Annotated in this window: 15 protein-coding genes and 1 pseudogene; 2 read left to right on the forward strand and 14 right to left on the reverse strand. The window is 61.9% G+C overall.

Annotation, left to right across the window (positions count from 1 at the left end; all coding sequences use genetic code 11):
* Nucleotides 1–173 precede the first annotated feature (173 nt).
* Nucleotides 174–455, forward strand: coding sequence for a DUF7521 family protein (locus HFX_RS15895; RefSeq protein ID WP_014732655.1), 282 nt, complete (start codon nt 174–176; stop codon nt 453–455).
* A gap of 80 nt (nt 456–535) precedes the next feature.
* Entirely contained in the window at nt 536–772 is a 237-nt protein-coding gene (locus tag HFX_RS15900) for a DUF2249 domain-containing protein (RefSeq protein ID WP_004056352.1), read from the forward strand.
* Nucleotides 773–834: 62 nt separating this feature from the next.
* On the opposite strand, the gene HFX_RS15905 is transcribed toward HFX_RS15900, so the two are convergent.
* The 14 genes and pseudogenes from HFX_RS15905 to HFX_RS15970 form a co-directional block, all read right to left on the reverse strand.
* Nucleotides 835–2,061, reverse strand: coding sequence for a hypothetical protein (locus HFX_RS15905; RefSeq protein WP_004056351.1), 1,227 nt, complete (start codon nt 2,059–2,061; stop codon nt 835–837).
* Between the two features lie 439 nt (nt 2,062–2,500).
* Nucleotides 2,501–2,731, reverse strand: a pseudogene (locus HFX_RS20365) (hypothetical protein); the annotation flags it as partial.
* 94 nt (nt 2,732–2,825) lie between these two features.
* The gene (locus HFX_RS15915) at nt 2,826–3,410 is read right to left on the reverse strand and encodes a molybdopterin-dependent oxidoreductase (protein WP_004056347.1); all 585 of its coding nucleotides are present in this window, start codon (nt 3,408–3,410) and stop codon (nt 2,826–2,828) included.
* Nucleotides 3,411–3,413: 3 nt separating this feature from the next.
* A complete protein-coding gene (locus HFX_RS15920) occupies nt 3,414–4,727 on the reverse strand; it encodes a P-loop NTPase (RefSeq protein ID WP_004056345.1) in 1,314 nt (437 codons plus the stop codon).
* Nucleotides 4,728–4,729: 2 nt separating this feature from the next.
* Complete coding sequence (locus HFX_RS15925; protein ID WP_004056343.1) at nt 4,730–5,560, reverse strand: HEAT repeat domain-containing protein; 831 nt, start codon at nt 5,558–5,560, stop codon at nt 4,730–4,732.
* Complete coding sequence (locus tag HFX_RS15930; protein ID WP_004056341.1) at nt 5,557–6,477, reverse strand: hypothetical protein; 921 nt, start codon at nt 6,475–6,477, stop codon at nt 5,557–5,559. The genes HFX_RS15925 and HFX_RS15930 overlap by 4 nt, the downstream gene beginning before the upstream one ends.
* Nucleotides 6,474–7,202 (reverse strand): molecular chaperone TorD family protein, encoded by a 729-nt coding sequence (locus tag HFX_RS15935; RefSeq protein WP_004056339.1) that lies wholly within the window; start codon nt 7,200–7,202, stop codon nt 6,474–6,476. Before HFX_RS15935 ends, HFX_RS15930 begins: the two co-directional genes overlap by 4 nt.
* A gap of 1 nt (nt 7,203) precedes the next feature.
* Nucleotides 7,204–8,034, reverse strand: coding sequence for an ethylbenzene dehydrogenase-related protein (locus HFX_RS15940; RefSeq protein WP_004056337.1), 831 nt, complete (start codon nt 8,032–8,034; stop codon nt 7,204–7,206).
* A gap of 230 nt (nt 8,035–8,264) precedes the next feature.
* Nucleotides 8,265–9,323: a nitrate reductase subunit beta gene (gene narH / locus HFX_RS15945; protein WP_004056335.1), complete on the reverse strand. Its 1,059-nt coding sequence runs from the start codon at nt 9,321–9,323 to the stop codon at nt 8,265–8,267.
* Nucleotides 9,320–12,274 (reverse strand): nitrate reductase subunit alpha, encoded by a 2,955-nt coding sequence (narG, locus tag HFX_RS15950; protein ID WP_004056332.1) that lies wholly within the window; start codon nt 12,272–12,274, stop codon nt 9,320–9,322. Before narG ends, narH begins: the two co-directional genes overlap by 4 nt.
* Nucleotides 12,271–12,483, reverse strand: coding sequence for a hypothetical protein (locus HFX_RS15955; protein WP_004056330.1), 213 nt, complete (start codon nt 12,481–12,483; stop codon nt 12,271–12,273). The genes narG and HFX_RS15955 overlap by 4 nt, the downstream gene beginning before the upstream one ends.
* Entirely contained in the window at nt 12,476–13,933 is a 1,458-nt protein-coding gene (locus HFX_RS15960) for a cytochrome b (RefSeq protein WP_004056328.1), read from the reverse strand. Before HFX_RS15960 ends, HFX_RS15955 begins: the two co-directional genes overlap by 8 nt.
* Nucleotides 13,933–14,595, reverse strand: a complete 663-nt coding sequence (locus HFX_RS15965; RefSeq protein ID WP_004056326.1) for a Rieske 2Fe-2S domain-containing protein — start codon at nt 14,593–14,595, stop codon at nt 13,933–13,935. The genes HFX_RS15960 and HFX_RS15965 overlap by 1 nt, the downstream gene beginning before the upstream one ends.
* On the reverse strand, nt 14,595–15,170 hold the full coding sequence (locus HFX_RS15970; protein ID WP_004056324.1) for a hypothetical protein: 576 nt from the start codon (nt 15,168–15,170) through the stop codon (nt 14,595–14,597). Before HFX_RS15970 ends, HFX_RS15965 begins: the two co-directional genes overlap by 1 nt.
* Nucleotides 15,171–15,237: the final 67 nt, after the last annotated feature.

Raw genomic sequence — 15,237 nt, forward strand, 5'->3', positions numbered from 1 at the left:
CTGACTCGATGGGGCGGTATCTGAGAGAACACGACCATGATAACGAATCTGACTTTAGACCGACGTGGTATCGACACACGACAGTCGATTGCCAGCGGTGAACCAGCGGCCAGATGGACACGTTCCGGGGTGTTCGATGAGGGATGGGTGCTCACCCGGAAGCCGAGTCAACGATGAACGGCCTTATCGCGGTGGTCGTCGGGATGAAAACCGCGACGTTGCTGTTGGGTGGTCTCGTAACGTTCGTGACCTTTCGTGCGTACAGACAGCGCGGTACGTCCGCGCTCCGGTCGTTGTGCCTCGGATTCGCGCTCGTCACGACAGGGTCGTTAGTTGCGGGTATCGTCCATCAACTCATGCCGCTTTCGTACGACCACGCGCTGGTCGTCGAGAGTTCCCTCACCGTGGCCGGGTTCGCCGTCATCGCCCACTCGCTGTACGCGGACGATACGTGAGTCGATGGGCCGAACGTCAGTCGAGAAGACCGAACATCATCGGGAAAAGAGACAGCTACGTCGCTAGCAAACACTGAGATATGGCCCACACTGATTCGGAAGATGCCGTACACACACTCGATGTCAGAGACCTCGATGGCGAACCGTTTGGCGAGATTATGGCCGCCGTCGACGGACTGACCGCTGATGAATCGTTCCTGCTCGTCAATAGCTTCGAGCCAGTCCCGCTCTACGACGTGCTCGAACAACGGGGCTTCGAGTACGAAACGTCCCAGGTCGCGGCCGACGAGTGGCACATCACCATCACTTCTCGGTGATGTTGCTTGGAGTTGGGCAGGGGTGTTGCTTGGAGTTCTGGGCAGGGATGCTGTGACTGGACTCAGTTGGCTCGACGTGACCCGATTTCGACTAACAGGCGCGTAAGCAGATATCCGTAGCCGACCGCGCCGACGAGTGCGAGTCCGTTTCCGAGTGTAACGAAACTCGACTGACTGAGAACTCGACCGACAGCCACTGTTCCCAATCCAACCGCGAGCGTGCCGATTACGATTCGAGCGGTCCGCTCGTTCGCACCGCGGAATCGACCTGCCGTCGGTGGGTAGAACTGGACGGCGAAGCCGACGATGACGAGGCCGAGAAAACCGAAGAGGTTGAGTTGCAGATGCGTTTGAACCATCCCCAGCGAGAATGGCTGTAACCCGAACAGCGGACCCACCGCGACGGTCACACCGATTGCGACTCCAAAGACACCACTAACCGTTCCCACTAGGATGCTCCCGGACCCGACTCGCCGCCGGTCCGACCGAAGATAAATGACGAGGTACACTGCTGTGAAGCCGACGAATGCCACCGCCTCAGCCAGAGCACCCGCGACGAGCACGGAGCGGCTAGTTAATCCGAACGCGATAAGCGCGGGACCGACCGCGCCGGTGAGGAGGACGATACCTGTCGGAACCTTCGGTGCGGGAACGCCCAAGAACCGCGGTGCGAGTCGAACACCGAGCGTGAAGACGAGAAGCACGACGAATCCCGCTGCTAAGAGGTGTGTGACTCTGGGCATGTAGCCGTCTGTGAGTCCCGGAAGCGGCGACACACGGGCGAGTAGTTCGTACGAGCCAGCCGCGAGGTACGCGAACGAAACCGGAATAAACCGGTTGGCGTACCGGTCGACCCACTCGTGGTCGGACCTGTGCGAACTTGTCCCCGTTTCGCCGCCGAGGAGGGGGTCCCGAATCGACCACAGAAGCGCGGCGAGGAACGCGACGATGCCCGCACACCAGAGAAGGACCCCAGCCGACTCAACAGTCGATTCCACGGATGCCGGAATGTCGAGGAGCGAACCTGCCGTTAGGAGTACCGTTCCGGAGACAGATACTGCGAGGTGTGCTGCTGGCACGCGGTCTGTCGCAAGTATGGTCCCGAAGTACGACGGGACGAGCAAGTACGCCATGCCGAAGACCACGTGAAAGACGAATCCGAACAGTGCGATTGTGACCTCGACCCGGCGTGAGATGCCGACAAGCGCCCCGAATCGCCAGACGACGAGAAACGCGGCGCTGAGGATAATGAATCGACGGGACCAGCGACTTCGCCCTGCCCCCGTCATCGCAACCCTCGGCCGGTGAGTCGTTGGAGAGCTACGCTGCCGGTCCACCAGTCCCAAGACTCGCTATGTTTGCTCTCATCGAACCGCGGTTGCGCCTCGCGCATAGTGTTCGGTTACACTGACTAGGACGACGGGGCACTAAGCGTTGAGAGCGAACACGTTCGGAATCGTGGGTCCCGTGCTAGAGCCGTTGCTGTGGATTCGAGACACACAAGCAGAAAGATGTCCGGGGTGTCGGTCACACGGGATAGTAAATCGATGGCCGTCGATTTCAACCGACCCCGGTTACTCGTTTAACGGGGTAGATGGTAGCCTCAGCGCCGAACATATTCACGAGTCGGAGCCAACTCACACTCTCCTCCGCGCTATTCGACGATTCGGCTGCATCCGGCATCTATTCGATGGCGGAGCGAAGCGAGTTTAGCAGGGGTGTTTACGTTCACCGTCGATTGTCGCAAGTCGACACCGTCGGGCGGCTCTGTCGGCGCGACGGTATCGGCTGGCAGTCTCGAAACGAGCGAGCGAAGACAGTGGTCGTCAGGACGACGATTACAGTAGTTTTCGAGAGCGCATCCTCGACGACCGCCCGCTTGTTTTGCGACCCGGCGACGGCGACCGGTGTTCGTCCGGTCGCAGCGTGGGCTTGTTCGACGACCCGTGTGACGAGTGGCCGACCGCCGAGCGTCGCTGCCGCTTTCGGGTCGTCACCGAATCGACTGCTTCGACCTCCACGAGGACGACAGCCGTGGTCGCTGGCACCCGAGTCATCCGTATGATGGGTCGTCGAGCGACATGGACTCTCGCTCGGTGGGGTCTGTCCCCGACGCCAGTGTAATGGGTTCGACTCGGGCTACTCCTTTGACCGTCCGCGACCCGTCGATTCCGGGGCCGAGGAATCGCGTGGCGTACTGTTCAACAGCACCGAGCGACTCGTGGTCGCGGGCGTACGCGACGAGTGAATTTAGTGCCGAGGCAATATCGACACAAACCGTGTAGCCGTCGGTACTCGTCACTCGCAGGTGCGTCGTCTCCGGCGGCATGCCAGCGCGGTCGAGAAGGTCGGAAAGGGAAACCCCGGTCCATGTTGCGGTGGTTCGGCTGCCAGAGTCGCACACGATGGTATACTCAAACTCGACTGTTGGAAACGTCTCGAAATCGCTTCGGGTGAGCGACAGTCGCTCGTCGCCGACGACCGCGATGTCGATTTCGGGGCGGTCGCCCTCGGCGTTGCCCGCATCTGGATTGTCGGCGTTGCCCGCATCCGGATTGTCGGTGTTGCCCGCATCTGGATTGTCGGCGGTATCGGAACGCGAGTCCGATTCGTTGCTGGTGCGGTCGGTCATTGCCATTAGTTACGGTCTCGTCGCCCTAAGAACCCAGTCGCTCGGCGTCTGGCGCTCGACCTCGAATCCCTCGATGTCTCCGGGATTTCGGTCGGTTAGTCCACCGAGGAATTCCCTCACTGGCGTCGGGTCGCGGTCGCTGACGAGCGTGAACGTGTCTCCGCTTTCGAGCGACGTGAACCGTTCGGCAACGAGTTGTCGACGCGCTTCTGGCGCTGCTCCGCGAATGTCGAGCGCGTTGTCCGGGACAGCGAGGTCCCAAGCTGTTTCCGCCGCATCGACGACGGTATCGGCGAGTTGCATCATCTCCGGCGCAACGTCACCGGGCGCTGGCGTCTCTTGGAGCCGTGTCGCAAACGGCAGTTCGGCGAGTACCGGCGCGTCAAGCGTTTCTTCGTGTTCGCTTCCCGGGAACAGGTCGTGGGTATCGCCGCAGGATGGACAGGAGAACTCGCCCATGTTGACGACCGCACCGAGCACCGGGACCTCGTTATCCCGGAACAGTTCGATGCTCCTCGCGGTATCTTCGAGACTCGACTGGAATGGGGTCGTCACCACGACGACGCCGTCGACCGAGACCTCCTGAAGCGTGGTCAAGACGACATCGCCGGTTCCCGGCGGCAAATCGAGGACCAAGGTGTCGTCGGCACGCCACGCAGTGTTCGTGAAGAGTTCCGTCAGTGCGTCGTGCGCCATCGCACCGCGCCACGCGAGCGGTGCCCCGGTCTCCATCAGGCCGATGCTCATCACGTCGAGGCCCGTCCCCGAGTCAGTCACTTCGATGGGGAGTGGGTTTCCCTCCCCGTCCGAGTGGACTGGTCCGGTCGCATCGAGAAGCGATGGCACGTTCGGCCCGTGAATGTCGGCATCGAACAGTCCGGTCGACCGGCCGGCCGCGAGCGCACAGGCGAGACCAGTCGAAATAGTAGACTTTCCGACGCCACCTTTCGCGCTTGCGACGGCGATGATGGTGTCGAATCCGGAAACACCGCCGGTGCCGCCCTCCGAGGAGGGTGCGACGGGTTCGACGTGGGCGCTCTCGACGCCGGGCACGTCGCGAACTGCCCTGACGATTGCCTGCATGATTCCCGTCGCGTTCGAGTCACCGAATTCGGTGACCGCAGCTTCGACGGTCACGCGCTTGCCCTCGATGTCGAGTGACTCAATGAGTCCGGCCTCGAAGACGTTGACGCCGGCATTGGGGTCTCTCACCGCTTGCAACGCGGATTCGACTCGGTCTTGCAGTGTCGTCTCCTGCTCGTTCGTAGAGGTGTCGGCATCCGAATCGCTCGATTTGGGATTTGGTAGTGGGTTCTCAGTCATACTCAGAGGTTCGGAGTTCGATTGAGGTCGTCCTCTCCGGGAAGCGTGCGGTCGGTTTCGTCGAGCACGCCGGTAAACTGCCGGCGAAAGCTTCCTGCATCGACTTCGCGTGCGCGGATAGCGGTCTCTCGGACGATACTGCTCTCGTCGTCGGTCAGTTCCACCAGCGTCTCGTCGGCTTGTTCGTGGTCGATGCCGCCGAGTAGATGCGCGACCCACTCCCGGACCCGCTCGCTCGGGTCGTCTGCCGCCCCGACGAGCACGGAGAGCGTGTCTTCCCCGCGGAGTTTGAACAGCGAGACGATGGCGTTTCGGCGAACGGCGTGATGTTCGTCGTCCAGCGCGCTCGCGATTACGTCTTCGTGTTCGTCTCGGTCTAGTCGGTCCAGTGCGACGACGGCCTCCGCCCGAACCCACGGTTCTGGGTCGTCGGTCAGCGTTCGCGCCGTCTGGGCCGCAAGTGAGCCACCGTGTTTGGCAAGCGCCTCGACGGAGAACTGTCGGACTTCGGCGTCGTCGTCGGTCGTCGCGGCGCTGCGCAGCGCGCGGACGATTCGTTCGTCTTGCTCCCGTTCTGCGAGTGCAAGTGCGGCGCGACGGCGCTCGATAACGTCGTCGCCGGCGAGCGAGGCGAGCAGGTCGGAAACGGCGTCGTTTTCGACTGGTTCAGTGTCACTGGCACCGAGTTCTGCGAGCGACGCTTCGCCGATGGTCACGTCGCGGTCGACTTCGATGTCTTCGAAGCCCGCAGGCTCTGTTCCGAACCCCGGACTCCGCTCGGGGTGTAGTTGCGGGTCCGGCGGTCCGTCAGTCGCCTCTTCTTCGTCTCTCATAGGGTTTCACCTCGTTCGACAGTTGCGTGACTTCCGACAGCGGTTGTGAACAGTGCGACAGCGACGAGCACGCCCGCCGCTCGGAGCAGCGTCGAGGGAACACCGGACGCAAGCAGGAGCGCTGCGCCGAAGGCGCCTGCTACCCGGCTCTCTCGGAGTCCGTATACGAGGCCGGAAACCCCGCCACCGACGCCGAGAACGACGAGTCCGAGTGGTGCACCGACGACGCCGCCACCGACGAGAAACACTGCGCCAGCCACGTAGGGAACACTCGTTGCGAACCCGAGTGTGAGGATACCTGCGCCAGCCCCGATGAACAGGCTGGTGCGGTCCCAGCCGACGATGGCGGGCGTCATCCCGACGGCGACGAGTGCAATCCCGGAGCCGAGCGGCCGGAGCGTCGCGGGCGAGATTCCTGCGGTCGCCGCGAGTGAGACAACCGCGCCGCCGACGAGCAGACCCGCAGGAGCGGCGTGCACCACTGCTTTCGTGTCCTTTGTTTGTCTCAGCCGAGCCAATCGCGTCCAGACGACCAGACACCCGCCGACGGTGGTCCCAACTGCGGCAGGATACCACGCCGTCGGTGACGCGAGCGAAACCAGACTGAATCCGCCGATGAAGGCTAGTCCAACTCGCTCGCCAACTGTCTGGGCAGTCGCTGCGAGGATGAATCCCGCAACCGCGGGTCCGACGATGGCGAACGGGTACAACTGAGCGACGAACTCGGGGACACCGTCCGGGAGACCACCCGGCACGTTGTAAACGAAGCGATAGAGCGTTATCAGCGCGATTGGTGCGAGTCCGACGGCTCCCGAAAGTGTCTGCGTCGGAACCGCCGAATCGCTCGAAAAACGCGTGGCAGCCGCTGCAAGGCGGCTTCCGGCGTCGGAAGCGGTTTCGCTTTGTTGATTGCTCACCCGCCGTCACCCCCTTCGAATCGCTCGGCGAGAGCCTGCTGGTCGGCGGCGACGAATCGGTCGATAAACGAGGCGAGTTCGCCGTACAGTTTCGCGCCGGGTTCTTGGGCCATCCGGTCGGCGAGTCCGCTGGCGACGACGTGGAGATGTCGGTCGTGTAAGTCGAGTCTCGCCCGTGCAGCGTCGTCCGAGGACGCGGCCTCCAGCCGTGCGAGGTACCCCGCGAACTCCAACTGATACGGGAGGTAATCGTGGTTGTCGCGGGCCGACTGGTCGATTTCGAGACCGAAGTAGTCGTACGCCCGTGCCAAATCGAGGTTCACGTCGTTCCAGGCCGCTTCCGGCCGGTAGGATGTCTCGTACAGCGAGATTCGCGGCCCTTCGCTGTCGAGTGACCCGTCGGTTCGGTCCGTGTACTCCGCGTAGCCCACCGTGAACAGGTCGTTGAATCTCGCACAGAGGGTGTCGTGGTCGTCGTCGACGGTCAAATCCGGCGGCTCGACCGACAATCCGGTCGAGTCGAGTAGGTCCCGAACGGCGGCGTCGGTATCGCCGGACGCGAGTCGAGCGTAGACCGAATCGTCGGGTTCGTCGAGTAGCGTAGCCATGACGGTGTAGATTCCCGCCCGGGCGGTGGTCTCGCGGTCGATTTGCTTCGGGTCGAGTCGCTCCAATTGCGGCGGTTCGGACCCGGCGTCACCGTTCGAATTTGCTTTCGTGTTCATCTCAGTCACCTCCGTTCTTCTGTACCGCTTGAATCGTTACCAGTGCGACACCGACGATAGCGAGTCCGGCGACCGTCCACAGAATCGACTCGTACGGCGGTCCCTGTGGGCCGGGCCCGAACGGGAAATGATACCACTCGCTGACGGATTTCCGTCCCGACCGTTCCATCTGGGACCCGTTCCACACTGCGAAGGCCACGTCGACGTCGTCGTTCGCTGCGAACGAGGTCCGGTTTTCCGCATCCGAGTTGAGTTCGCGGGACATGACAATCGTCCAGCGACCGTCGTCGTACGCCGTTTTCGTCTCGACGGCAGACTGCTCGAACTTCGTCGTCGTTCCCGGTCCTCCGGCGAGCAGTTCTTCGGTCTCGCCGTCGGCGCGCCAGTACCAGACGTTCACGGGGTTACGGGTGCTCCCCATCGAAATCGGGGGTCGTGCGGTGGTGTTGACCGGGACCTGCACCGCGGCGGCGTCGACGAATTGTTGGGGTCCCGAGATGTTGCGGTCGGCAGTTCCGTCCGCCCACGAGAGACGGACGTACAGTCGCTCTTCTGTCCGGGCGGATTGGACACGAAGTGTCTCGATGGACGTGTCACTGGCGTTTGGAAGCCCGCTCGGCGCGCTGGCCATCGGGACTTCGACGGCCGGAACGCTATTCCAGGCCTCGCTCGTGGGTTGCTGAGGCTGGTCTTCGGCTAATACCGATTCAACCGGAATCTCGTTCGCCGGTCGCGCCGTAACCATCGCTGGACCGACTGCTGTTAGCAGCACGACCAGACAGACGACGACTGCCGCGACTGCTGTTGCTCGCTTTTCGCTTTTCTTACTCATCGCCGAACACCCCCAGAGTAAGCTCTGGCGTGCTTGACGAGATTTCGCTCTGCTCGCGGGCACAGCCCGCTCGCATTTTTGAGCCGCAGAGCGGCCCACCTTGCTCACTCATTATCGAACTTTCCCCGGAGTTTCGCTCCGGTGAGATTGACGATGCTTCGCTACGCTCAGTCATCGTCAAACACCGCTGAGACTCCCGTCTCAGCGAGCTCGATGAGATTTCGCTACGCTCAATCATCATCGAACACCTCCAATCGGAACTTTCGTGCCGGATTCGTGTCTGTCAGCATATCGAGTAGCTCGCTTCCCCCACCGCGGTTGACTTTCTCGCGTTCTCTCTCGATTGTGTCGAGGGCGTCGTGGACGCGCTCGCCGAACAGTTCTTCGAGGTAGTTCCGCGGAATACGGTCTACGTCCACCGACTCACCGTCTTCGGAGTGCTGCGGCGGCGCGAACGGCGGGATGTAGTAGACGTTCGGTTGCGTCTGGTACTCCGGGTGCAGCGGCAGCGCCACCTCGTACTCCTCGACGAGTTTGTGGATGGGTCCCTGCTCATCGTCGAGGAACCCGACGAGGCGGAGTTGTGGCGGGCAGTCCTCCGCGCAGGCGGGGGCAAACGTCTTACCGTCCGGCCCTTCGCCTTCGATTCGGGGGTAACAGAAGATGCACTTCTCGGACGTTTTCTGGGTCGCGTTGTAGTACACCTTCTTGTAGGGACAGCCTTCGACGCAGTATCGGTAGCCGCGACACCGCTCTTGGTCGATGAGGACGATGCCGTCCTCTTCGCGCTTGTAGATGGCCTTCCGCGGGCAGGCTTCCACACAGGACGGATGCGTACAGTGGTTACAGATACGCGGGAGGTAGAAGTAGTACGAGTTGGGATACTCGCCGGTACCTTGGTCTTCGTCCCAGTTCGGTCCCCATTCGGGGTCGCTGTCGGGGCGAAGCGGCCGGTCGCTCCCGTTGTACATAATCTCCTCGTGGTTGAACTCCCACGCGTCGCCGTAGTCCTCCTTATCGGGTATCTGACCGGGCTTACGCTCCTTGTGCTCGGACGATTTCCAGCCGCCACCGGATTCTTCCCAGTTGCGCGGGTACCCCTTCCCGGGCTTCGTTTCGACGTTGTTCCAGTACATGTAATCGCGGCCGCCGCCTTCGGTCCACAGCGACTTGCACGCGACTGTACACGTCTGACAGCCGATACACTTGTTCAGGTCCATCACCATCGCGACCTGGTGGTCGACGCCGTCTGCGAGGTCGACCGTCTCGGCATCGCTGTCAGTACTCATTCGTCACCACCTCCGGCTTTCCGTACGTCGACTCGAACGTCGCTGTTGACCCCCGTCGGCCCCCAGTAGTTGGGGAAGAAATGGAGGTGCTCGCCCGAATCTTCGGGATATTGCACCAGTTGGGTCGGCTTCATGTACATCGGCACCAGCGAGTTGAAGTTGCTGTCGCTGTCGAACTGGAACCGCTCCCACGCGAAGTACATCCGAGCCGTGCCGCGCTGACTGCTCGGATAGATTTTCGCCTGCAATTCGACCTCCGCGAGGTCGTTGAACACTTCGACCGAATCGCCGTCTTCGATACCTCGCTCCTCGGCATCCTCCGGGTGGAGGTAGAGGAGCGGTTCGCCCCGCTGGAGACGGAGCAGTTTCTCGCTATCCCGCCACGTCGAGTGAATCGCCCACCGTCCGTGGGGTGTGTTGTACTCCATGGGGTAGTCACCGCCCGTGTTCTCCGGTCCCTCCTTGTGCGTCGGCAACTCCTCGCCGAGTTCGAGGAACCAGTCGTGGTCGATGTAGTACTGCTGTCTGCCGGTGACCGTCGGCCACGGGTTTTTGTCCTGCACGAAGTCTTTCCACGGCGCGTAGGCCTCGCCGTCTTCGATATCTGAGGTCCAGTGGTCACCCGCTTCGAGCAGTCGCTGCGGTTGCTCGACCGTGTCCGCGAACGTAATCTGTTCGTCGCTGTCCGCCGGGTTCGACTCCTCGGAGTGTTCGAGGATGTATTCGCAGGCGGCGCGGTCTTCGGCGAGCGCGCCCTCCTCGCCGGTTTCCCAGTCGCGGACGTAATCGTCGTACACCGACTGAAGGTCGATTTCGCGGTCGAACTTGCGGTCCGAGATGGGTTCGACGCCGCGTTCGGTGGCGACCTCTTGAATCTTCTGTGCGAGTTCGCGGAAGATTTGCCAGTCGGTCTTCGACTCGCCCAGCGGTTCGACCGCGGGCGTAAAGGGATGCACGTAGGTGTGCATATCCGTCATCGACAGGTCGTGTTTCTCGTAGTGGCTCGCCGTCGGCAACACGATGTCCGAGTACATCGCCGTCGAATCCATCCGGAAGTTGATGTCGACGACGAGGTCGAGTTTCGGCCACAGTTGCTCTTCGACGGCGACGTTGCCTTTGGCTTGGTTGAAGTAGTTGCCACGCCAGACGAACATCGTCGTCGGGTCCGGCCGAGAGCCGTTATCCCTCTCTTCCGGGTAGACGGGCATCCAGCCCTTGTCGATGGATTCTCGTATCTTTGCCGCGGTGTCCGGGTCGGTGTTGTCGAGGATGCCAGCGTGGTAGTAGGTCCACAGCGTCGTCGGTACGCCACGGACCTTCCCGGTCGGGAACGAGAGCGTCTTCCAGCCGTGGAACGTCCAAATCTTCTCTTGCCCGACGTAGTGGTCGAGGCCGGTTCCCTGCTCACCGAGGTTGCCGGTCAAGGTGACGAGCAACTGCAGCGCGCGGTTGCCGAGGTCGTTGTGGTACCAGTCGTTGACACCTTTGCCCTGGATAATCTTCGCCTTGTCCGCTTCGGCGAACTCGCGGGCGATTCGCTGGTACGTCTCCTTTCCAACTGTTGTCTCTTCGTGGACCATCTCCGGGTCCCAGTTGGCGAGTTCGTCGCGTAACTCGGCCCAGACGGTCCGGACCTGAACGCGCCCACTTTGGGTTTGGACCGTTGTTTCGCCGTCGAGTTGCGGGTCGAAGTCCAGTTCGATGCTCTTCGAGTAGTCTTTCTGCCCGTCGCGTTCGCCGAGGGACCCCGGTGCCTCGCGGATTCGCCCGTTCGAGTCGAGCATGAGGAGCATCCACTCGGGACGGTCCGCGTCGGTGTTGACCGACGGCACGTCGCTTGCCCGAAGGAACTTGCCCGTGTCCTGCCGGACCAAAAGCGGCATATCCGTCTGCTCTTTGAGGTGCGCCTCGTCGTACAGCCCTTCGTCGACGATGGTTTGTGCCATCCCGAGCGCGAGGGCAGTGTCCGTCCCCGAGTCGGGACTGAGCCACTCGTCCGTGTGGATTGCAGTCTGCGAGTAGTCGGTGAACACGCCGACGCGCTTGGTCCCGTTGTACCCCGATTCGAGGAAGTACTTCGCGTCCGGGATACGGGTGACGTTGATGTTCGACCCCCACGCGATGATGTAGTCGGCGTTGTACCAGTCGGCGCTTTCGGCGTTGTCCGTCTGCGTCCCCCACGTAATCGGTTGCCCCGGTGGGAGGTCGGAGTACCAGTCGTAAAACGAGTGACTGACGCCGCCGAGCAGGTTGACGAGTCGAGAGCCGCTGGCGAACGAAACCGGACTCATCGCTGGAATCGGTGTAAAACCGCTGATGGCGTCGTACCGACCAGCCTCCACCTCGTCGACGACGTGTTCTGCGATTTCTGTGAGCGCTTCGTCCCACGAGATGCGTTTCCACTTTCCTTCGCCGCGTTCGCCGACGCGCTTGAGCGGGTGTTTGATGCGCTGGTCGGCGTTGACGTAGTCGGTGTAACACGCACCTTTCTGACAGCCGCGTGGGTTCGGGTCCGGGAGGCTTTCGTCGAAGCGCGGGTAGTCCCCCGACTGCTCTTCTCGCCACACTTGGCCGTTTTTCACGTAGACGTTCCACGAGCAACTGCCGGTGCAGTTGACGCTGTGGGTCGAACGGGAGACCGAGTCCCAGTCCCACTTCTCGCGGTAGAGGTCCTCCCAGTCGCGGTAGGGGTAGTTGCCGATGGGGTCGTCGACGGGTTTCAGCCCGCCCATTTGAAAGAGACTGTCGTCGGAGGCTGCGGAGGTGCCGATACCGAGCAACGACGCCACGCCGATTCCTTCGAGGAAGGTCCGTCGAGAGACTCCACTATCGGCGTCCACCGGGTCTCCCGGCGGGTCACCGACTTCGGGCGCGTCGTTTGCTTGGTCGTCTGGTGGCGATTCGGCTGTCGTCTCGCCGTCGTCGAGTTGGGATGCGTCGTTTCGGCTCATTGGTTTGTGTGTACGAAAACTGTCGCTAGTGCCAGTGCCACGCCGAGCACGCCGAGTGCGACCCCGGTGAGCGTGTCGCCGCCCATGTCGAGGCCGAGAGCGACGAGCGCCACACCGAGGAGTTTACTCGCGCGGTCGAGGTGTCGATACGTCCGTGCCGACAGTTCGATACTTCTCGTCGGAACTGCTCCAGTATCGGCATCAGTCATCGTCGGCCTCCTCTGCCTGTTCCGTGTACTGTCTGGCGTGCTCCTGCTCGGTGCTGTCCTCTAGAATCCGGTACGTCAGGAGGCCGGACCCGATTGGGACGACGAACAACGCGACGGTGAGAATCGGGTTTATTACGCCCGTCCCGACGCCGAGTGCTCGACCGAGGAGGTTGTTCATGCCCGCGATGGAGGCAATCATGATGAACTGGACCGCCGCGACACCGACTGCGGTCTGCCACGACCTGTCCAGCGGGTTTGCGGTGAAGTGAACCGATTTGTCGTGGTAATCGACGAACGGCCACACGGCGATAATACCGAAGACGAGCGTCGGAAGCAGGACGCCGCCGACGAACTCGGTCGAGATGTGGATGCCGACGACCGGAATCGTGAAGCTCATCCACGATGGCAGGAGCTTCAAGAGCCCGTACACCCACATCAGGAACCAGTCCGGCATGATGAGTTCCGGCGTTCCGGCGGGGTTGTTCGGCCCGTACTCCGCGATGTTGTGAACTGGCAGGAATCCGGCCAGCATCGCGACCGTCGCCAGCGTGAGGAAGAAGACGACTGCGCTCACAGCCGTCTGGTTCGGGAACGCCGGTAGTCCGACGACGACGCTGTCGTCTTCTTTCGGGACGACGGACTCGGTTCCGCCGTCACTCGTCACGGCTCCATCTGTTGGCTGTCCACCCTTCGGCGTGAGTCCTCGAACGTCGTCGTCACGGGGTGCTTCGGTGTGTTTCTGCCGGACGAGAATCATCATGTGAATCGCCAGCAACACCCCGATTGCGATGGGGATGATGAGGACGTGGATGAAGTAGAGCCGAGGAATCGTCGCACTCGACGGGAACTCACCGCCGAAGAACGCTTTCCCGATGACTTCACCCACGAGTGGTATCGACGTTGCGAGGTTGTAGCCGATGCCCGTCGCCGTCGCGGCGAACTCGTCGAACGGGAGCGCATAGCCAGTGTAGGCTGCGCCCATCGAGAGTCCAGCGAGAGCGGTGCCGACGACCCAGTTCGGCTCACGCGGGTTTCGATACGCTCCGGTGAAGAACACCCTGAGCATATGTAGCCCGATGGAGGCGACGAACAGGTGGGCTGCCCAGTGATGCATCCGCCGGATGAACATCCCGAACGGGATGTCGTAGGTGATGTGCAGGACGCTTGCGAACGCTTCCGGAACCTCCTCTCCTTGGAACTTGGCAACGCTTCCTTCGTACTTGACATCGCTCGTCGACGGTTCGAAGAACATCCCGAGGAACATCCCCGTCAGGACGAGAAGCAGGAAACAAAACAGGGCGACTTCTCCGAGAAGGAACGAGTCTTCTGCGGGGAAGGCCTTGCCGAGGAATTTACGGCCGCTATCCAGGTCGAATCGGGCGTTCATCCAGTCGTACACACGGTTTCCGGCGTCCGCGCTCTGGTCGGCGAGTCGGTCGATTCGGGACATCAGTCACCACCCGGGCCGACCGGCCCGTTGAAATCGCCCGTGGCGATAAGGTACCCCTCGCTGGAGACGGTAATCGGAAGTTGCGGGAGCGCCCGCGACGGTGGTCCACCGACGACCGCCGCGCCGTCGGTTGGGTCGAATTTCCCGAAGTGACACGGGCACACGAGCGTCCCGTCTTCTTCGTTAGAGACCATACAGCCTGCATGGGTACAGACCTTCGAGTAGGCCGTGTAGCCCGCGACCATGTATTCCGTTTTGACGGCGTCGCTGTAGGCGTCCTCCGCGTGCCGGACGAGGAGCGTCGGTGCCTTCTCGATTCCCGGTCGCGGCTCGGGGAACACTGTCATCTTCTCACCCTCCGACAGCGCCTTTTCTTCGATTCGGTTTCCATCGCCGTCGACGAGATAGATGCCGTCAGAGTACACAGGGCCGGTGTACTCGCGCTCGAACACCCGCGTCAGCCCAGCTAGCGGTGCTGTGAGGCTCGCGACAGCCGTCAACCCACCGACGCTGGCGAGTAGTTTGGCGTAGTCGCGACGGGCGAGCGATGCGCGCGTATCGGTGAAGATAGTTGGCTGTTGACTCTGTGTTCCCTCATCTGAACAGTCGCTACAACACCCGTCGCAGGCTCCTGACTCGGAACCCTGTCTGTCTGTTTCCATCAGTGTCCCCTCCGTTCTGCGACTTCGACGTGGGGAAGGAACCACGCATAATACGAGACGGTGAGCAGGGCCAGTGAGACGAACATCCCCATCGCGTAGACGCCGAAGTACTGCGTCCGCGCGAGTGTGAGGTATTCGCCGGTAAACAGCGTCGCAAAGACGATAGCAAGTATCGTCAGTCCACCCATCGCCACGATACCCTCGATGGCGTCCGAGGCATCACGATACTCCACGACCCATCGGTCGTCAGTCCAAAACCACGGGAGTCCGACCTGTCCACCGTCTGTGACTGTGGTATCGTCCGAACGATTAGCCCGGACCGCCGAGTCCATGAACCGGTGGACTGCGGTGAGTACCCCGACCAACCCGAACAGCGCAACCCAGACAATGACGCCAACTTGACTCGGTGCGAGCTTTTCGGGCGTGTCGACGATTTCCTGTAGTGGGCGCATCTCGGTGACGCTCTGGTCGATTTCGACTTGCTCACTCGGTGGTTCTCCGTGCAGTGCAACGTACCACATCGGGAGGAGCACGGCGACGACCAGCAGCAAGATGGCGACTGTCTCTCGCCTCATGGGTGCTCACTCCATGTCTTGGCTCGGCACCAGTCGCTTCGGTCAGGTGTATCCTGTCGAATACCCG

The organism is Haloferax mediterranei ATCC 33500 (assembly GCF_000306765.2).
Taxonomy (GTDB): Archaea; Halobacteriota; Halobacteria; order Halobacteriales; family Haloferacaceae; genus Haloferax; species Haloferax mediterranei.